The sequence below is a fragment of the Abiotrophia sp. HMSC24B09 genome (assembly GCF_001815865.1).
Lineage (GTDB): Bacteria > Bacillota > Bacilli > Lactobacillales > Aerococcaceae > Abiotrophia.
Window position 1 is genome coordinate 22,639 of sequence record NZ_KV822197.1, and the last position, 17,645, is coordinate 40,283.

Sequence of the window (17,645 nt, forward strand, 5' to 3'; positions counted from 1 at the left end):
GGTCCACTCGGCGGAGTGGACCACTAGCTCCTGGCGCTTGCCCTGTTTTGCGCCTTTTCCCTAGTTTCCTAGGCTAGCTTCCGGCATTCTCCTCGGTTTTGGCGGCTTTTACCTAGATTGCTAAGCTAGCTCCCGGTGCTCTCCTCGAATTTTGGCGGCTTTTCCTAGTTTCTGCCTTCCTCTTAATTTCCTGTCCCCTTTCCACTAAAGGTTTTACTTCACAATTCACTTGAAGTATACTAGGTAAAAGTCCATTTCCTCTCCCACATCAGTTAGGAGGCTAGATCATGAAGTATCTCCACCCCACCTTGCTCTGTGTTTTATTGGCGGCGGTAACCTGGGCCATTCTGGCTCACAGCGACTGCCTGCTCTGGCTCGTGGCGGCCACCCTAGTCGAGGGAATTGCCTGTCTCTATTACTATGAACGGCGCAAATCCTAGCCCGCATCATTTTTTTCTTTAATTTTGCCTATAAGGTATGCTATAATAACGAAGGTATCGAGGCTCTGGCCTCAAATTCAACTGACAAAAGGAGCAGTAAGATGATTAGTGTAAGTGATTTAAAAGCAGGGATGACTTTCATCCTAGACGGTAAATTGTGGCGCGTATTGGAAATTTCCCACCACAAACCAGGGAAAGGTAACACCATCATGCGGATGAAAATCCGTGACGTCCGCAACAACTCTACTGTGGACACCACCATGCGTCCAGATGAAAAGGTAGAACGTGCCCACATCGACACCAAAGACGTGCAATACCTCTACAGCCAAGACAGCACTGCTTTCTTCATGGACTTAGAAACTTATGACCAATACGAAATCGCAGAAGACGCTATCGAACGCGAGTTGAAGTTCTTATTGGAAAATGCGGAAGCTAAGATCCAATTCTACGGCAGCGAAGTGATCGGGGTTCAACTCCCATCAACGGTTGTCCTCCAAGTAACCGAAACTCAACCTTCTATCAAAGGTGCAACCGTTTCTGGTTCTGGGAAACCTGCAACTATGGAAACTGGCTTAGTAGTCAACGTGCCAGACTTCATCGAAGCCGGCGAATACTTAGTCGTCAACACCGCTGAAGGTACTTACAGCGGCCGCGCTAATAAGTAAGCAATTAAACAAAAAAGAAGCCACTACCATGAGGTAGTGGCTTCTTTTATATTCTTAATTACTAAGAAGAAACGGAACTAAAATTCCTTTTCTAGACGATTTATGAAGTTATTTGTTAAATATATCCAACTCTGCCAATCCCTATTACGCCGCGTCTAAGAAATACTATATCATATTTTTCAAACTGATAAGTAGATAATTCAAATTTTGAAATATTAAATCTTTCAGCATCACAGTGCTCATAGTCGAAATTCTCATAATCAAATACTTCAATCCCAATTTCTTCTAAAATATCATTTGGAAGCCGATAATCTTGATCAACTAAGCCAAACATAGTAAAGCCACTTTCAACACAGAATGACATAATTGCTGAATATCCCGTTGAATAGGCCACTGACCCGACCATTGAGCCTATAAAACTCCCCAGCATGAAGCCAAGTACTGGAATCTCAATCAGTGCTTGACTTAGGCCACCCATATACATTGAAAATGATGACACGAACATATCTTTTAGCAATTCATTGGTCATTTCATATCTAGTCATTTTACCTTTTGCTACTCTATAAGCATTTTGGATTGCGTTCATTGTAATGACAGTGACTATACCTATTACTGCCGGATTCACTTTTTTCAATTCTGAGCCTAAAATACCAGCTTCACAGTTGGCAGTAATAGCTGCTGATATCGTACCCCTGATAAAGCCTTCTCCAGCACTTGATACTGCAGCAAAGCCAATTGTACTGAATTGTTCCTGATTAATTTCCCCGTTTTGAATCAGGTAATCTATTGATTTCATAATTTCTGGTGCAGTTCTTAAAACCATAGAGACAAGAGCAGCCGACACACCTGCCTTAAAGGCCTTCTTCATAATATCAGCCTGAGTGATTAGCTTTTCCGTTACTAAACCATACTCGCTAGGATCAAAGTCTCCTTCTTTCGCTAATTCTGCAATTCTTCTTGAATCTGCTTCTGTAAGAGGAATCGATTCGTTTCCTTGATTATCAGAAATTCTATCTCTTAATAATTCAAGTGTTTCTTTGTATCTAGCAACTTGTTCCGGTCTATTTACAGCTTCCTTTGCTATCTTTTTTTCAAGATAGGCGATAGCATCTTTCAGTTGATCAGCAGGAATTATGCGAAGTTGCCCAGAATATACAGGATTATTTAATACTGATTCATCTGGATAATTTCGTTTTTTTAAGAAATCATTTAATGAGTCTTTCCCTCCTTGCGCCTGATACTCTTTATATCTTTCAAGGATACTCTTTGCTTGTTGTTTAGCACTTTCTGCTCCATTTTTGTAGTACTTTAATCCAGCTTCAAGAGGGAAATTCTTCCCGCTTACATCGACAGAGCCAAATTCGTTACTTCTATCGACAACTGCTCGATGCTTCGAATCATTAATTGCAGCTTTAATGTTAAACGTTCCAGCATGCCAAAACTCAGCGATATCACCTTTAAGTGTGCTAATACCTGCAGAATTGGTTCTGAAAGCATTGATTGAGTCTACAGTTTTATTTATTTCGGATTCTATATCACTAATATATTGATGCCCGCTAAAAAAACCTGTTAAATAGCCTGAATTTTTTCCAAAAAACTTATACCCCTCTTCAAATCCTTCCATATTAATTCTCCAAGAATTTAGCTAATCCATCTCTATAAAATGCAGTGACCAAAGTATGATTTTGCTGTTGATTTATTTTGGCTTGTCTATTCATAGATACGATTGTATTTCCTATTCCAACTGCATCAGCAACTGACGTTACTTTACTTGTTATGCTCGATAAAAATGAGTTCTTTGAGAATAAACCTTTCGCTTTTTTCTCAACAGTTTTCTCAACTTCATCTGTAAGCGTCTTTTCAAAATCTACCTTTTCAAAATTAAGCCCAAATCCTGTAAATAATTCTGCAAACTCGCTATATTCTATCTCATCTTCGATACTTCTAGTTACCCGCATTACACATCGGTTACCTAACCACCCATATGTCATACCAAATTGATCGTAGTAAATTTTCATGCTACTGCTAAATTCATTTTTGCTTACTTTATTTTCTCCTAGAAACAGAATTCGTTCTTTTGAAGAAATTGTTGCTTGATTATCAATATAGTCTTTTTCTTTCCAAACTGCCACATCTACAGTTCCATCTTCAATTCCATTAATTTCCCCTTCAATATCATCATTTGAACTTATTAATTGTCTGAGTAAATTTGCATATTTCTCAGTCTTGTCATCACACACAATAATTAACTTTTTCATACTTTTCCCAATCATAATTTTATCCTCATTTCATATTTTGTAATTGAATTGACTTTTGAATTATAATCTCATAAATTCCATATTAAGTAACTTTTCAATTTTCGTATAAAGCACATAATGAAATGCCTTTCTCTAGCCCTAATTTTTTAACTTAATCCATATTAGATTAGGACTTTTCAGTTTAATTTAATCTCATTATATACATAAAATATCTACATTCAGAACCCCTCATAACTTATTCAAATGGGCACCCCCTGTAAAACTCCATATCACTAAGTTGCTTCTTTAAGGTATATCAATGAATGCTTAATATACGCTCATATTATAGATTGTTATACATACCCCTCATTATGTTCCTACTTTCTATATATATTTGTTACACCTTTTACATTATATCACATTCACAAAGTGAATTATAGCGTTTCCTTACTTATTTTATCATTAATCATAAGTTACTTTCGTAATTCCCATTAATCCAAAAAGTGGTCCTTTTCATCCCTCACTTGGATTAAGCAAAATACCAGCCTCCTCCCCCATTCAGGAGGTAAGACGGCTGGTCCTCTTTCCCCACTCCCCAGTGACTACCTGGCCTCATGGCCAAAAGCGGGCCTGGTGCTGGTCAGGATGGCTGGCGTATGAGCGGGGCTTGGAGCCTAGCGACTTAGCCCCACCATAGCCAGCCAAGGCGGAAGACAGCCAAAAGCTGGCTGGAGCCGGTCCCTGCACTTGGCCCCGCCTTTTGGCTTAATGAGGCCTGGCAGTCACGCCCCGGCAGGCAGAAACTAATAGACCAGCCCCCTCCCCACAAAGGGTCAGGCAGCTGGTCTTTTTTCATTATATCCAATCTATTGCCGTCAGGCGGGCACAAACTAAGTAACTAACTAGCTAGCCCCCTACTTGTCCTTCTCCTTATCCTCCAGGATCTCAAACCCGTAACCACGGATATTAGCCCGCAGGAGGTCCAGGTATTGGCGGGTAATAGGGCTTGGCTCCACCTGCTGAGGCATGAGGTAGCCCAGGGTCATCATGTCGTCCACTTCTAGGGGAATGGCGATGATCTTGTCGTCGTTAAGCTCGCTGGAGATAATCCCTGAGGAAATGGTATAGCCATTAAGCCCCACCATGAGGTTGAAGATGGTGGCCCGGTCGCTGACCTTGATGTGCATCTTGCGGTTGAGGGTGCTCAAGATCTCTTCCGCAAAATAGAAGGAGTTCTCCTGGCCTTGCTCATAAGATAGGTAAGGATAGTCCTCTAGGTCCCGTAACTTAACCGATGACTTCTGGGCCAGAGGGTTGTCCCGGCAGACGAAGACGTGGGGCTTGGCCTTGAACAAGGGCGTAAACTTAAGCTTCTTCTCCTTGAAGAGCTTGGTCAGGACCTGGCGGTTGAACTTATTAAGGTAGAGAATGCCCAGGGAACTCTTGAAGGACATGACGTCTTCCAGGATGTTCTGGGTCTCGGTCTCCCGCAGGGTGAACTGGTACTCTTCCGCATCCACTTGCTTAATCAAGTCCACGAAGGCATGGACCACGAAGGCATAGTGCTGGGCAGACACTGAGAAGGCCTGCTTGCGGACGGTGTGTTGCTTGTACTTAGCTTCCATAAGCTTGACTTGGTCCAGGATTTGGCGGGCATAAATCATGAATTCCCGGCCTTCATTGGTCAGGGAGACCCCAGACTTCTGGCGGACTAGCAACTGCAGATCCATCTCCTGCTCTAATTCCTTAATGGCATTACTGAGGCTGGGCTGGGATAAGAAGAGGGCCTTGGCCGCTTCATTAATAGAGCCCGATTCCACGATTTTCTCAAGATATTGCAGTTGTTGGATTCTCATCATAGTCACTCCCTTGAATTACTCCAGTATATTATAACCTAAAACTATAACCGTGTATACTTTTTTTCAATTATTCAAGAGGACCGTTTCCATGATAGGATAGAACTATCAATAAGGAGGTCGATTGCATGACAACATCGATTATTGGTTTCCCACGAATCGGGGAACACCGTGAATTAAAATTTGCTACTGAAAAATACTTCCGTAAGGAAATCAGCGCTGAAGAGCTTCAAGCAACTGCTAAGGAACTCCGCGCTAAACACTGGCGCCTAGCCCAAGAACGCGGCGTGGACCAAATCCCAAGTAATGACTTTTCCCTCTACGATACCTTCTTGGACACTGCTGTCCTCTTCAATATCGTACCTGAGCAAGTGCAAGCCATTGACTTGAGCGAATTGGACAAGTACTTCGCCCTAGCTCGCGGCTATCAAGGGGAAAAAGGTGACGTACGCGCCCTCCCAATGAAAAAATGGTTCAACACCAACTACCACTATATTGTACCTAAATTCGAAGCTGGCACCCAAGTCAAGTTAGCTGGCCACAAACTCTTCGATGAATTCCAAGAAGCTAAGGACTTAGGCATTCACACTCGTCCAGTCTTAGTTGGGCCATTCACCCTCTTACGTCTGGCTGAATATGCTGAAGGTGTTAACCCAGTTCAATTCATCGAGCCTTTAGTGGCAGCCTACAAGGAAGTTTTCCGTCGCTTGGCTGACTTAGGCGCGACTAACATCCAATTAGATGAGCCTGCCTTAGTTAAGGACATCTCTGAATTAGAATTGACCCTCTTCGATAAATTATACCAAGGCCTATTAGCTGACAAGGCTGGCTTGTCCGTCCTCTTACAAACCTACTTTGGTGACGTGCGTGACGTCTACAGCCACTTGGTACAATTACCAGTTGAAGCCATCGGTTTGGACTTCTTAGAAGGCCGCAAGACCTTAGAATTAGTCAAAGAACACGGCTTCCCAGCTGACAAGGTCCTCTATGCAGGGGTAGTTAACGGGAAGAACATCTGGCGTAACGACTACGCTAAGACCTTGGCCCTCTTGGAAGAAATTCCAGCCCAAAACGTGGTCTTATCTACTTCATGTTCTCTCCTCCACGTACCTTTCACTACGGCTAACGAAGAATTTGCGCCTGAAATCTTGGCTCACTTCGCTTTTGCCGCTGAGAAATTAGACGAGTTACGTGAATTAGATGCTATCCGTGCTGGCCAAGGGGATGAATTCTTGGCAGCTAACAAGGCCCTCTTTGCAGCAGAACGTACCGTTCGCAATGCCGACTTGGCCGCTCAATTGGCTGGCCTAGACGACGCAGCCTTCACCCGCCAACCTGCTTTGGCTGAACGTGCTAAGGCTCAACACCAAGCCTTCAATTTACCAGTCTTACCTACTACCACTATCGGGAGCTTCCCACAAACACGCGAAGTCAAGGTTAACCGTGCGACCTTCCGTCGTGGCGAGAAGACCGAAGCAGAATACACAGCCTTCATCGAAGCTGAAATTGATGAATGGATCAAATGGCAAGAAGAAATCGGCCTTGACGTTCTGGTTCACGGTGAATTCGAGCGTAACGACATGGTGGAATACTTCGGTGAGAACCTGTCCGGTTACCTCTTCTCTAAGAACGGTTGGGTACAATCCTACGGGACCCGCGGCGTTAAGCCACCAATCATCTGGGGCGACGTTAAGCGTGAACGTCCAATCACCGTTAAGTGGTCTGCTTACGCTCAAGCCCAATCCGACCTTCCTGTTAAAGGGATGTTAACCGGTCCGGTTACTATCCTCAACTGGTCCTTCCCTCGTGAAGACATCACCATCAAGGAATCTACCCTGCAAATTGCTTTAGCAATCCGTGAGGAAGTCCTTGACTTGGAAGCTGCCGGCATCCACATTATCCAAATCGACGAAGCAGCCCTCCGTGAGAAATTACCTTTGCGTAAGTCTGACTGGTACTCTGAATACCTAGACTGGGCTATTCCAGCCTTCCGTTTGGTTCACTCCGGCGTGGCACCAACGACTCAAATCCACACCCACATGTGCTACAGTGAATTCACTGACATCATCCCTGCTATCGAGCAATTAGATGCGGACGTGATTTCCTTCGAAGCATCCCGTTCTAACCTCCACATCTTGGACGAATTAGAACGCCAAAACTTCCAATTACAAGTAGGCCCTGGGGTTTACGACATTCACTCCCCTCGTGTCCCTTCTGTGGAAGAAATTGAACACACCATCCGCGCTATCTTGGCCAAAGTGCCAACGGAACGTGTCTGGATCAACCCAGACTGCGGGCTCAAGACGCGTGGTATTCCAGAAACTAAGGCTAGCTTGGTTAACTTAACCCAGGCTACCCGTAACATTCGAGAGGAGCTCTAACCCCTATGACACAGCCACCGGCACCCTTCCACCATCCATCCTTATCCTATGAAGTCTTCCCGCCCAACACCCAAGTTGGGGCGGAGAGACTGACCCATACCTTGAATGATTTGGCGGAACTCAAGCCGGACTTCATTAGTGTCACCTGCAGCAATCGCCAGCCTAATATTGAGGAAACCACCCTCAAGGTAGCCAATCACGTTCAGAACACCCTGCACATCCCAACCATCGCCCACCTGCCAGCTATGTACCTGAGCAAGGAGCGCGTGGCGGCTAGCTTGGACTCTCTGGACCAACTGGGCATCCGTCGGGTCCTGGCCCTGCGCGGCGACATTCTGGAAGGCCTGGAGCCGGTCGGCGACTTCTCTTATGCGGAAGAGCTCATTCATTTCATTAAGGAAGGCAAGCCCCACTTCGACATTACGGCGGCCTGCTATCCGGAAGTCCATCCCGACGCGCCTAATGCCGTCGCGGACGTCCGCTTCCTCAAGCGCAAGGTCGACGCTGGCGTTGACCGCCTGATTACCCAACTCTTCTTCGACAATGATTGTTTCTATCATTTCCAAGAAAAGTGCGCCCTGGCCAATATCGAAGTGCCAATTCTGGCGGGTATCATGCCTATCGTCAACCGCAACCAGGCCCTGCGCCTGCTGACCACCTGTGAGACCACTAAGTTGCCTCGCAAGTTCAAAGCCATCCTGGACAAGTACGAGCACGAGCCTCAAGCCCTCCGGGCGGCCGGCCTAGCTTATGCCCTGGACCAAATTGTCGACCTGATCACCCAAGGCGCCGACGGGATTCACCTCTATACCATGAACCAGTCGGACACCGCCCACTATATCGCGGACGCGGCTAAGGCCTTGTTTAAGTGATTGAAAATGAAGTAAAAGAGCCAGCCCTAGGGGGCTGGCTTTTTTGACTTGATGCCTTATGTTAGTTTTTTATGTTCAGCTTCTTCTTTTAATGCCTGAATTTCAGCGTCTAGCTTATTAGCCTTCTTCGTAAGATATGCTAGATAAAGCGATAAAATTATTTGGACAATAAACAAGATAGTTAGGATAATTTTCATGATGATTGTCATGCGCGACCTATCACTGGAGCAATCACGCACGTATTCACCTCCAAGTTTGTCATAACACTAGTATACAACTTAAGCATTAGATTTTCCAATAGAAAGCTAACTGTATGATATGATCCTATTTATTCATCTCCATATCTGCTTATTTTTTCTTACAATTTTTTTGATGTGCTTTTAATTTCTTCATCGCCCAATCATAATGACTTGAAGTAGTGCTTACAAAATACGAACCAAGTACACTTCCTCCTACCCACTTATAGACATCTTTTGAAAACAATTCTTCGTTTGTAAATCTCTCAGCTAATTCTAAAATATCTTTATGGGGTTTATGAAACATTTCTTTTGCATCTTCAAGAGAAGTATTTTGATGTTTTTTCCAAAACTCGACATTCATATCTCCATAAGTTTTCCAATTATATGGAGCTGGAATAAAAGGTTTTGCCACTCCCTTTAAATTTGTATCTACCCAATTCAAAAGAAGCTGGTGCCATTCATATAAATGAATCAAAATATCTCTTAGATTTTTATCTCTTTTCCAATGAGCCTCTTTCTTTTTTTCATCACTTGAAAAGTCAAAAGGTGTGTTTAATTCTTCGTCAGATAGCTTAGCAATTAATACGTTCAACTTATCATAGTTTTCTTTCGCTGCAATCATTAAATCTTCTTTTGTTCTTGGTCTTGGCATAATATTTCCTCCTACTTTACGCTATATCTCAATATGGTTTTTGAGTTTTCTTCTGATGTTCTATTCTTGTTGCTCAAATAGATTAAAAGATAAAAAACTACCTCAAAAGCCTTATTTAAAAGGGCTTTTTCCTTATTTTCCCACTATTTCTAATTCCGAGAAACTATTTGAATTAAAAAAGAATGCTGATAAATCAATATTCTTTTTTTGTATTGTTTTAAAGAAACTTGATATTCTGTCTGTTTAGCTACCAAAAAGCTACCAAATTTTATTGGCTCCACTGTTTTATATAATCAATTATATCCTGTTCGAGTTCGCTTTTCTATTCTTTACTAAGTCCCTTTAACCTCGTTTATTTCCATCAACATACCTGTGTCTTCAAATTATTTTTTATTTAATAGATAAATTGTAAAATATAGTGCAGAAAAGACAGATTTCTCAAAATTTAGAATCTGTCTTTCTTTTCTTAATATACTGTTCGTGTATGGACCAGTCCATTTGGAGCTTCAAATTCGTATTCTAAATAATCTTGATAGGTCCCTGGTGCAATCACTCCCCGCACATCTAATACGGCCGTTCCCGCCTGTCCCACAATTGAATCTGCTAACAGGCAGCAATTAGTAGACAGAACAAAATAAGATTTAAAACGCGAAGAAGTAAATTTATATAGCTCAGCCCCTAAATCATACTTCAATTTGTAGGCATAGGTCGGCTGACCGTCTTCTTGTAACCTACTAGGCGGATCCCAAGGTGTTAATAACTGATCAATCTCAGCTAGACGCTTCTCCACTGCCTGACTCACTTCTTCAGTAAGGGATAGACTGTATCCAAACAGAGTCTTGTGACTCTCCTTTTTACATAGTTCGATGTATGGTTCCTTATCCACTTTAAAAAGTACGCCATCGCCAATCGTCCCAAACAGACGCTCTGAAAAAGGATCGTAACTTCCGTAAGAAATCACCGTCCCCTGGTAACAAATATCAACATGCCCAATGGCACCAAATAGGTTGCTATCAGAAGTATGAACTAAAATTTCTAATTCTCTTGCCTTTTCTTCTTTTTTCACCAGTCGATAAGGACCGCTATGACCCGCCGAACTTCCTTTTTGAAGAAATTGGTTAAACCGTTTTAGCGATTCAGCTGGGATAAAAGCAGCAAAGATAACAGGTAGGCTAATACGAAAGCGACGTTTTAACTCCTGGCCTTGTTGGTCTTTATCAAATAAAATACCATCTCGAATATTAGAAATCCCCAACAAGACCAGATAAGTCCCCAAGAGGATAAATTGAAAGTGCCCATCTGAACTAGGTCCCAAGACGCTTGCTATACCAATCCCCCCGTTCAAAAGAGCATCCAATAAATAGAACCAGCCTCCTTTTACACGATTGGCCTTGTAAAGCCAAAATGTAATGGCATAAATCAGAGCTGTTCCCAACTGGTAAGCTCCTAAACAAATTACAATCAAATCAACGGGTAAATTGGTCAATCGATTCAACCAACTCAAACTAACCGAAAGAAAAATTAACCAAATGGAATGGCTATAGGAAATAGACTTGAGACGCAACATAAAGCGCAGAAGAAAGCTTCCTAGTCCATCGACTAAAAAGTAAACAGCTAATAGGTCCAAGGAAAATTTGGTGAAACCAACACCGTTTCGAAAAATGAGGACCCCAAAAATGACGGCAAGAACCCCAAACAATAAAGTCCGTCTTCTTGCAACTTCTTCAACAGATAATTTTTTCACCGTAGCACCCTCCTTCATAGTTCAAAGGTCTTTACACAACTTATTTTACACTACCTAAATACTTCTTTATCAAGAAATATATTTCTAACTTTTGTTCATCAGTTAATTCCACTTTTCTAAGTAAATCTACAATATCATCCAATCCATTATTTCTACCTTGAAGTTTATCAAAAGTAACTCCAAATATTTCAGCTAGTTTTTTTACTGTTTCATCTTTTGGATTCCTCCCTCCGTTTTCCCACCTAGCATATTGAGCTTGAGCTACACCTAACTTTTCAGCAACTTCTATTTGAGTGAGACCTGCATCCAGTCGGGCTTTTTTTATATTGTCTTTTAACATTATAAAATTCCTTTCGCTTTTTCATTGACCTATAACCAAAAAGGTTGTATTATACTTATATAACCTTTTTGGTTATAATATGAAACGTACAAAAATAGATGATACAAGCTAACTTATGAATATACAAAAACACACCAGAAAGCTTTACAAAGAGTTCTGAGGCTTTCGTTTAGAATCCATATAATTATACCAAAATGGTAATACAAAGTCCATGAAAAACGAAAAATGATTATGTTGAGGATATTATGAAATCTACACATTACGCAACAAAAGACAATGACACTCATTCTTTTTATTTGTCTAGTTTAGGGAAGCATCTGTTTTAATAAATGATGATGTATTTAACGACATTCGAGGCGAAGAAATTGAATTTAGACCATTTGAACTGCTCTCAAGTTTTTTAGACAAGTATTTAGCTAGTATATAAACTAATAAGATGGAGATTGGAGAACAAGTGCAAGGGCGCGGGCCGAAGGCAGAGCGCCCGAAGCCCGAAGTTCTCCAAATTCTCCAACACAAAAGCTGGCGTTTCTAACAGCCAGCAAACCGATACACTTAAGACAACGTCCTAAGTAACGAGTCATTGGCAAAAATCAATAGTACCAACGAATTACGCATATTTTAAGCATAGAAAGGAGGCGTTACAGTTGAAAAATACCATTCAATCTCTACGAGAATATCAAAGTCAAGTAGATTTATCAAAACTAGAAAAATCTATTTATATCAGCATTGACCGATTAACAGTAATCTTTGATAGTGAGAACCAATCACTTAGACGAATATTTCGTGAATTACGAAAATCACTCGATAATATAATTCAAGAATTTAGTATTCAAGAAAATCTAAAAGAAGACTATTTTACTCTTTATAAAACGATAAACGAAGATGGTATAAATCTAATTTTCTTTCAACTATCGGATTATGGTGGTTATCAAGTCATACGCCTAGACTTCAACCCAAACTCACTAATAGTGGGGCGCATATTTGTTTTCTCTGGGCATCATGTTCACCCTTGGTCGAAATTAGGTAGGTCTTAAAAGTTAAATTCTGAAAACCGTCTGTCTTGGTCCCATTATCTCTGACCGCTGCCGAATAAAGATTCATATCAAGATTATCTGGCAACTAAATTTTGTATTGCATTGATAATATTCAACTTATATCTAACCCTCGGCCCCTATTAAAACCACTTTTCGAATAGTCTTTCCTTTAATCTAGCTGGGTTTGTAGGGGAAAGGAAATGATAGAACTTGTATTAATTGTACTATTCACGAAATGGGTTGTAAAGGCATTCATATCTTGTATGCTTATCCGTATTCAATCAAGCTATGAAACACGCAAAAAAATCGACCACCCATTCCAGAGTGGTCGACTAATCAAGTGTTTGATTATAGTCAGGCTGACTAAGCCCGGTTTGAGTTTGCTGCTTCTGAGCTACTACTGACTGCTGCTTGGACAGCTTGGTCGCCATCCTCGGCAGCGTCCTTAGCCTCTTGAGCTAACTCTTTTGCGTTCTCAGTCGCCTCTTGGCCTGCCTCAGCAAGATCTTCTGCCGTTTCTTCAGCCACATGTGCTACTTCTTCCTCAGCTTCTTCAGCCACTTCCTTCGCGTCATCGGCCCTTTCTGCGACAGCTTCAACACCGTCTGCTACTGCCTCTTTAGCTTGGTCCGCAATTTCTTCGGCTACATCCTTGGCTTGATCCACAGTTTCTTCGGCTACATCCTTAGCCTGATCAGCTGTATCTTCGGCTGCATCTTTGGCCTGCTCAGCACCGCCACTAATGGCGTCCTTGGCCGCTTCAATGCCTTGGCCTACTTTTTCAGTGACTGCCGCTAGCCCGCTGCCAATGCCGTCTTTGGCTTTGCCTAAGGTGTCAGAGGCAAATTCGCCTGTGCTTTCAGCCATATGAGTTACGTGATCTTGAAGACTGACTGAATCAGCTGCTTGCTTGGCTTGAGTCTTGACTTCAAGGACCTTGAGATTGACATCAATCACGCTAAGGCCTGTCATGTTCCGAATGACATCGATCACTAAATGCTTGATGTCATGATATAAATCAGAAACGTTTTTCTTATACTCTGCAATGACATTTAAGTCTACACGTGCCTCTTCCTTACCAAGTACTAGCTTGACGCCACTGGTAAACTTATCCGTGTTGACAATCTTGCCCGCTAAGTTAGAGAAGAAGCCACCGTCAACTGCCAAGAGGCCGTCAACATTGGCTAGCGCCTGACCAATCTGCTTTTTGATCGCTTTGCGATTGTAAGACTTGCCAGCAGGACTTGGATTGAGTGTCTTATCTGATGTAGGTTGATTATTTGACATACCCTATCCCCTCTCTACTTTTTATTTGCGAGAATTTTGAAGATACCAACCAGCTGCTGCGCCAGTTCCTACAAGCGCGACAACAAAGATGGTTCTGAAAAACCCGATATTCAAAATGACAGTTGCCAAGCCAAGGCCAATGGCCCCTCCGAGAATAGGATAGGGTAGGTTTTTGATTTTCTTCATCATAAGACTTACCCCTAGTTCTCTAAGTTTTCTTGTGGCTGAGCTTCAAATGCTTGAGCTTTTTGGCTAGTTTGCTCTGCTGCAGTATTCAAGACCTTCACATTGAGATAAATATTATGGTTCAAGCCCAAGTAGGAATTGAGGCCATTAATAATTTCCTTTTGTAAAGCGTTTGTTCTATTGACAACGTCGACCCCTTGGTTAATGTCGCCCTTAACGGTTACTTCACACTTTTTCTTGGTGAGTTTGACCTTAACTTTAGGAGAAGCCATGTAAGAGGCCGCTGAAATAGCCGACTTCACATGGCTTACGATCGCTGATTTTTTAAGTGTCAACCGTCCATTTGCCTCCGACAAGACCACTTGGGTGTAGTCTCGCGGATAGAACAAGATGACAAGTATCGCAATGAGTGTCGCAATGGTCAGGACGAGAGATAACCAGAAGATAGCCTGGTTATAGTAGTACCCGAATGAAGACAGTTTGTTGAGGTACTCCCCTATCCAATCCAGATTGACATAGGACTGATTACGATACAAGTTAATGGAAAATAGAACAAGCGGTGGAATACACAGTAAGATGAGCAGAGATTTTTTAATTCGTGACATGATAGTCTCCCTATACTCTATTTAATGTTTGTCTACCTGCTTGTGTTTCCTCTGGGTTGCTTAAGCCTTTTTGCCAAGTAATGCAGATACGACTGCTACGACAACTACGGCACCTAATACAGATGGAATTAAAGCCATACCTGCAAGGCTAGGTCCCCAAGACCCGAGGAAAAATTGACCAACAGAAGAACCTACTAAACCAGCAAGTACGTTAGCCACGATTCCCATTGAACCGCGTTTTTTAGTGAGGCTACCGGCTACTAAACCGATCAATCCACCTACGATAATAGACCAGATCATGATATTGCTCCTTTCGTTCAGAATTGCAATGTAAGGACAACTTTCCGCCTTACATCTTCAACCTTAACACAGGATACTTTACAATGCAAGTTCAATATCCCTGTCGATTTTTTACCATTTTGACTATATGAGATTTCAAGATTTAAAACTAATTTAATTAATTTCACAAGCTGACACGCCAGAAATCAAGATATAGCTCATAATACGATTGCCTTTATATCAGTTTATATGACATATTTACTTACATTGTTCTAATGACCGTTTGATTTTTATGTGAAGTCAAATTAGAAAAAATCAGTCTTAAGACCGATTTTTAGCTAAAGCACTTTCCAATCAAAATTTCCTGTGTTATACTTAGGTCATCAAATGAAAAGGAGGACATTAAAATGTCTGATTTATTGAAAGATTTGTCTCAAAAAGCTGGCGAGTTCGGCGAAAAAGCCTTGGACGTAGCCGGTGATGTCTTTGAAAAAACCAAAGAAGTAGCAGGTAACGCCTTCGAAACCGCTAAAGATGTAGCGGGCGATGTTTTTGACAAAGCCAAAGAACTTGGTGGCGCAGCCAAAGATAAAGCTGAAGACGTTGCAGATGCTGCAGCTGACAAGGCTGAAGACGCTAAAGACGCGGCAGCTGACGTTGCTGAAGCAGCAGCTGATAAAGCTGAAGACGCTAAAGACGCGGTTCAAGACGCCGTTCAATAAGCTCTCAAGCATGATAAAAGGAGGCATATGCCTCCTTTTTTTGTGGTCTGCCCTGACCCATTCAGCTAACAGGTTCCTAGGCCAATGATTATTATATTTGCCCCAAACCCTATTCCTGCCCCTGCTCTTTCCCTGCCGTCAGCCCACGCAAGGCCAGGAAGACTAGCATTGAGATCAGCGTGAAGGCTAGCCAGGTCTTACTGATGCCGATCAGATCTGACAGGTAGCCGTTGACGGTTAGGAGCAGACTGGAGGCGAGGGCCTGTAAGGAATAGAAGGAAGAGACAAGCGAGGTCCGCAGGTGATCCTGCTTGATGAGCTTTTCGTGGATATAGGTGATAATCAGCGTCCCATTAATGCCGACTAAGAAGACGTGGAAGAGGAATAAATAAGGGAAGACCGGCAGATAGAAGCTAATGACCAGGAGGGTCACCACATCTAGCAGGAGGACCCGGTCAATTAAGGCCACCATGTCCCTCTTCTTCTTCAAGAGGACCTTGCTGAGGAAGAGGTTGGACAGGATGGTGGAGAGGCCAATTCCGATAATATAATAGCCCACAATATATTCCTGCACGGCATCCCCCAGGATGACCTGCCACTGGTTAGAAGGCCCCAGGTCCAAGACGGCCGGAATGGAAAACATGATGAAGTAGAGCAGGATGCGGCTGTCTTTGAGTGCTTCTATTAGGTTGACCACGGTTTCTCGGTAGACCTGCTTAATCTGGCCCCAGTGGTTCTGACGCGGGCGCGGCTTGAAGACATTGGGCACCAGCTGCACATAGACCAATAAACCTATCAAGATGGCCGATGCCACATAGAAAGGAATGGCCGGGTTGTCTTTGCCCAGAATTTGCGCACCAACAAAGCCGGACAAGAGGCCGAAGAATGGACCGATAATCTTGAGGTTAGAAAATACTTGCGCGATATCATAAGGCGCATTGGCCTCCTTGATTTCATTGACAATCCAAGACTGCAGGGTCCCAGAGCTGAGGGAGACGGCCAAGCCGGTTAAGACAGCCGTCAGAATCAAGACGACAATGTTGCGGGTCCCTGCCATGAAGAATAGGCCAATGGCCCGTAGGAGAAAGGACAGGGACATGACCCGCTTCTCCCCGATAGAATCGACCAAGATCCCGCTGGGAATTTCAGCGACCATGGTGGTAGCCGTAAAGGTAGCCAAGAGCAGACCAATCTCTGTCATTGAGTAGCCTAGGTAGACTAAGAGCAGATAGGTTAAGGAGACAAACATCTGCTCCGCAATGGTCTCCACCGTCATAATCAAATAAAAATTCTTAATTTTCCAATTCATGGGCTGCCTCCATCTGAGGCGCTTGCCCTACTTGGTGATTGAGCTGGTAGGACTTACCGTAGTTGTCGCGGATCAGATACTTGTAATCCACTAGATATCTGCGCATGGTCGCGAAATCCTCGTAGACTTCCTTGATTCGCTCATTGAGTTCAGGTTCGGTGAATTCTTGGGCGTGTTGCTGCAAGTGTTGATAAATATATTGAAAGACTTCTAGCCTATTTTTTTGTTTGCGCGGCAGGACATAGAACTTACCATCTCTCATGTAGCGTGAAATCGTCTCTTCAACCATGCTTTGGCCTCCTCTGTTTTCAGTAAAATATTGCTCGTCTCTATTCTATATGGCAATTTGCTAGAAGGCAAGCCTAGGCAAAGAAACAGCCACCTTATGGTGGCTATTTTTTGTAGATTAGCTATGTAAAGGGGGGCTGTTTGTTTTGTATTAACTGAGTAACGAGTGGCTATTTAATGGTTACTAGCTGAGTCAAGGGGGACTAGTTGTTCTGTGATTGCTAAGTAAAGAGTGACGATTCTTTCTATGTTAGCTTAGTAACTGGTTAACCCTATCCTGCACAGTCTGATAGTCATACCCTGCTTGAGTCAGCTCCCTGACCCGCTCCTCCCCATTGCCATACTCGCCCCGAATCACATCCCAGGCTACCGCAGTAATGAGGTCGTCATTAGGTGAAGTATCTTCTGATGATGCGGGGGCTGACTCCTGATCTTCTTGGTCGTAGCGTGGTCTGGCATACCCCGCAATGGCCTCGTGGTTCCAGTCATAGTAGGCTCTGGCTACT

At 42.9% G+C, this 17,645-nt stretch carries 19 protein-coding genes and 1 pseudogene; 5 read left to right on the forward strand and 15 right to left on the reverse strand.

Annotated features, from left to right (window positions below; translation table 11 throughout):
- Window positions 1-287: 287 nt before the first annotated feature.
- Together HMPREF3093_RS09760 and efp are read left to right on the forward strand one after the other, a co-directional pair.
- A complete protein-coding gene (locus HMPREF3093_RS09760) occupies window positions 288-440 on the forward strand; it encodes a hypothetical protein (RefSeq protein ID WP_180363259.1) in 153 nt (50 codons plus the stop codon).
- A 101-nt stretch (window positions 441-541) separates the two neighbouring features.
- Entirely contained in the window at window positions 542-1,105 is a 564-nt protein-coding gene (efp, locus tag HMPREF3093_RS03855) for an elongation factor P (protein ID WP_023391821.1), read from the forward strand.
- 115 nt (window positions 1,106-1,220) lie between these two features.
- Here efp and HMPREF3093_RS03860 read toward each other — a convergent pair whose 3' ends face one another.
- From HMPREF3093_RS03860 to HMPREF3093_RS03870, 4 genes are all read right to left on the reverse strand, one after another.
- Complete coding sequence (locus HMPREF3093_RS03860; RefSeq protein ID WP_070755696.1) at window positions 1,221-2,729, reverse strand: hypothetical protein; 1,509 nt, start codon at window positions 2,727-2,729, stop codon at window positions 1,221-1,223.
- Window position 2,730: 1 nt separating this feature from the next.
- Complete coding sequence (locus HMPREF3093_RS03865; RefSeq protein ID WP_070755697.1) at window positions 2,731-3,378, reverse strand: hypothetical protein; 648 nt, start codon at window positions 3,376-3,378, stop codon at window positions 2,731-2,733.
- Between the two features lie 646 nt (window positions 3,379-4,024).
- On the reverse strand, window positions 4,025-4,198 hold the full coding sequence (locus HMPREF3093_RS09765) for a hypothetical protein (protein ID WP_180363260.1): 174 nt from the start codon (window positions 4,196-4,198) through the stop codon (window positions 4,025-4,027).
- Between the two features lie 58 nt (window positions 4,199-4,256).
- Complete coding sequence (locus HMPREF3093_RS03870; protein WP_070755698.1) at window positions 4,257-5,198, reverse strand: LysR family transcriptional regulator; 942 nt, start codon at window positions 5,196-5,198, stop codon at window positions 4,257-4,259.
- Window positions 5,199-5,326: 128 nt separating this feature from the next.
- Here HMPREF3093_RS03870 and metE point away from each other — a divergent pair, with 128 nt between their 5' ends.
- Both metE and metF read left to right on the forward strand, forming a co-directional pair.
- On the forward strand, window positions 5,327-7,579 hold the full coding sequence (gene metE / locus HMPREF3093_RS03875) for a 5-methyltetrahydropteroyltriglutamate--homocysteine S-methyltransferase (protein WP_070755699.1): 2,253 nt from the start codon (window positions 5,327-5,329) through the stop codon (window positions 7,577-7,579).
- 5 nt (window positions 7,580-7,584) lie between these two features.
- Complete coding sequence (gene metF, locus HMPREF3093_RS03880) at window positions 7,585-8,451, forward strand: methylenetetrahydrofolate reductase [NAD(P)H] (RefSeq protein WP_070755700.1); 867 nt, start codon at window positions 7,585-7,587, stop codon at window positions 8,449-8,451.
- A gap of 348 nt (window positions 8,452-8,799) precedes the next feature.
- On the opposite strand, the gene HMPREF3093_RS03890 is transcribed toward metF, so the two are convergent.
- The 8 genes from HMPREF3093_RS03890 to HMPREF3093_RS03920 form a co-directional block, all read right to left on the reverse strand.
- Window positions 8,800-9,342 carry a ClbS/DfsB family four-helix bundle protein gene (locus tag HMPREF3093_RS03890; RefSeq protein WP_070755702.1) on the reverse strand — a complete coding sequence of 181 codons (543 nt, stop codon included), beginning with the start codon at window positions 9,340-9,342 and terminating at the stop codon, window positions 8,800-8,802.
- A 466-nt stretch (window positions 9,343-9,808) separates the two neighbouring features.
- Window positions 9,809-11,104: a hypothetical protein gene (locus tag HMPREF3093_RS03895; RefSeq protein ID WP_070755703.1), complete on the reverse strand. Its 1,296-nt coding sequence runs from the start codon at window positions 11,102-11,104 to the stop codon at window positions 9,809-9,811.
- 22 nt (window positions 11,105-11,126) lie between these two features.
- Window positions 11,127-11,426, reverse strand: coding sequence for a helix-turn-helix domain-containing protein (locus HMPREF3093_RS03900; protein ID WP_070755704.1), 300 nt, complete (start codon window positions 11,424-11,426; stop codon window positions 11,127-11,129).
- A gap of 951 nt (window positions 11,427-12,377) precedes the next feature.
- Window positions 12,378-12,530: a DUF4865 family protein gene (locus HMPREF3093_RS10010; RefSeq protein WP_218970159.1), complete on the reverse strand. Its 153-nt coding sequence runs from the start codon at window positions 12,528-12,530 to the stop codon at window positions 12,378-12,380.
- 296 nt (window positions 12,531-12,826) lie between these two features.
- On the reverse strand, window positions 12,827-13,750 hold the full coding sequence (locus tag HMPREF3093_RS03910) for an Asp23/Gls24 family envelope stress response protein (protein WP_070755706.1): 924 nt from the start codon (window positions 13,748-13,750) through the stop codon (window positions 12,827-12,829).
- Between the two features lie 21 nt (window positions 13,751-13,771).
- Window positions 13,772-13,939, reverse strand: coding sequence for a DUF2273 domain-containing protein (locus HMPREF3093_RS09530; RefSeq protein WP_083316266.1), 168 nt, complete (start codon window positions 13,937-13,939; stop codon window positions 13,772-13,774).
- Window positions 13,940-13,950: 11 nt separating this feature from the next.
- On the reverse strand, window positions 13,951-14,541 hold the full coding sequence (gene amaP / locus HMPREF3093_RS03915) for an alkaline shock response membrane anchor protein AmaP (protein WP_070755707.1): 591 nt from the start codon (window positions 14,539-14,541) through the stop codon (window positions 13,951-13,953).
- A 60-nt stretch (window positions 14,542-14,601) separates the two neighbouring features.
- Window positions 14,602-14,841 (reverse strand): GlsB/YeaQ/YmgE family stress response membrane protein, encoded by a 240-nt coding sequence (locus tag HMPREF3093_RS03920; protein WP_023391812.1) that lies wholly within the window; start codon window positions 14,839-14,841, stop codon window positions 14,602-14,604.
- Window positions 14,842-15,227: 386 nt separating this feature from the next.
- Here HMPREF3093_RS03920 and HMPREF3093_RS03925 point away from each other — a divergent pair, with 386 nt between their 5' ends.
- Window positions 15,228-15,542, forward strand: coding sequence for a hypothetical protein (locus tag HMPREF3093_RS03925; protein WP_070755708.1), 315 nt, complete (start codon window positions 15,228-15,230; stop codon window positions 15,540-15,542).
- Between the two features lie 109 nt (window positions 15,543-15,651).
- Here HMPREF3093_RS03925 and HMPREF3093_RS03930 read toward each other — a convergent pair whose 3' ends face one another.
- The 3 genes and pseudogenes from HMPREF3093_RS03930 to HMPREF3093_RS09535 form a co-directional block, all read right to left on the reverse strand.
- Complete coding sequence (locus tag HMPREF3093_RS03930; protein WP_070755709.1) at window positions 15,652-16,851, reverse strand: MFS transporter; 1,200 nt, start codon at window positions 16,849-16,851, stop codon at window positions 15,652-15,654.
- Window positions 16,835-17,140 carry a DUF2087 domain-containing protein gene (locus tag HMPREF3093_RS03935; protein WP_070755710.1) on the reverse strand — a complete coding sequence of 102 codons (306 nt, stop codon included), beginning with the start codon at window positions 17,138-17,140 and terminating at the stop codon, window positions 16,835-16,837. The genes HMPREF3093_RS03930 and HMPREF3093_RS03935 overlap by 17 nt, the downstream gene beginning before the upstream one ends.
- 249 nt (window positions 17,141-17,389) lie before the next feature.
- A pseudogene (locus tag HMPREF3093_RS09535) lies at window positions 17,390-17,645 on the reverse strand (hypothetical protein); the annotation flags it as partial.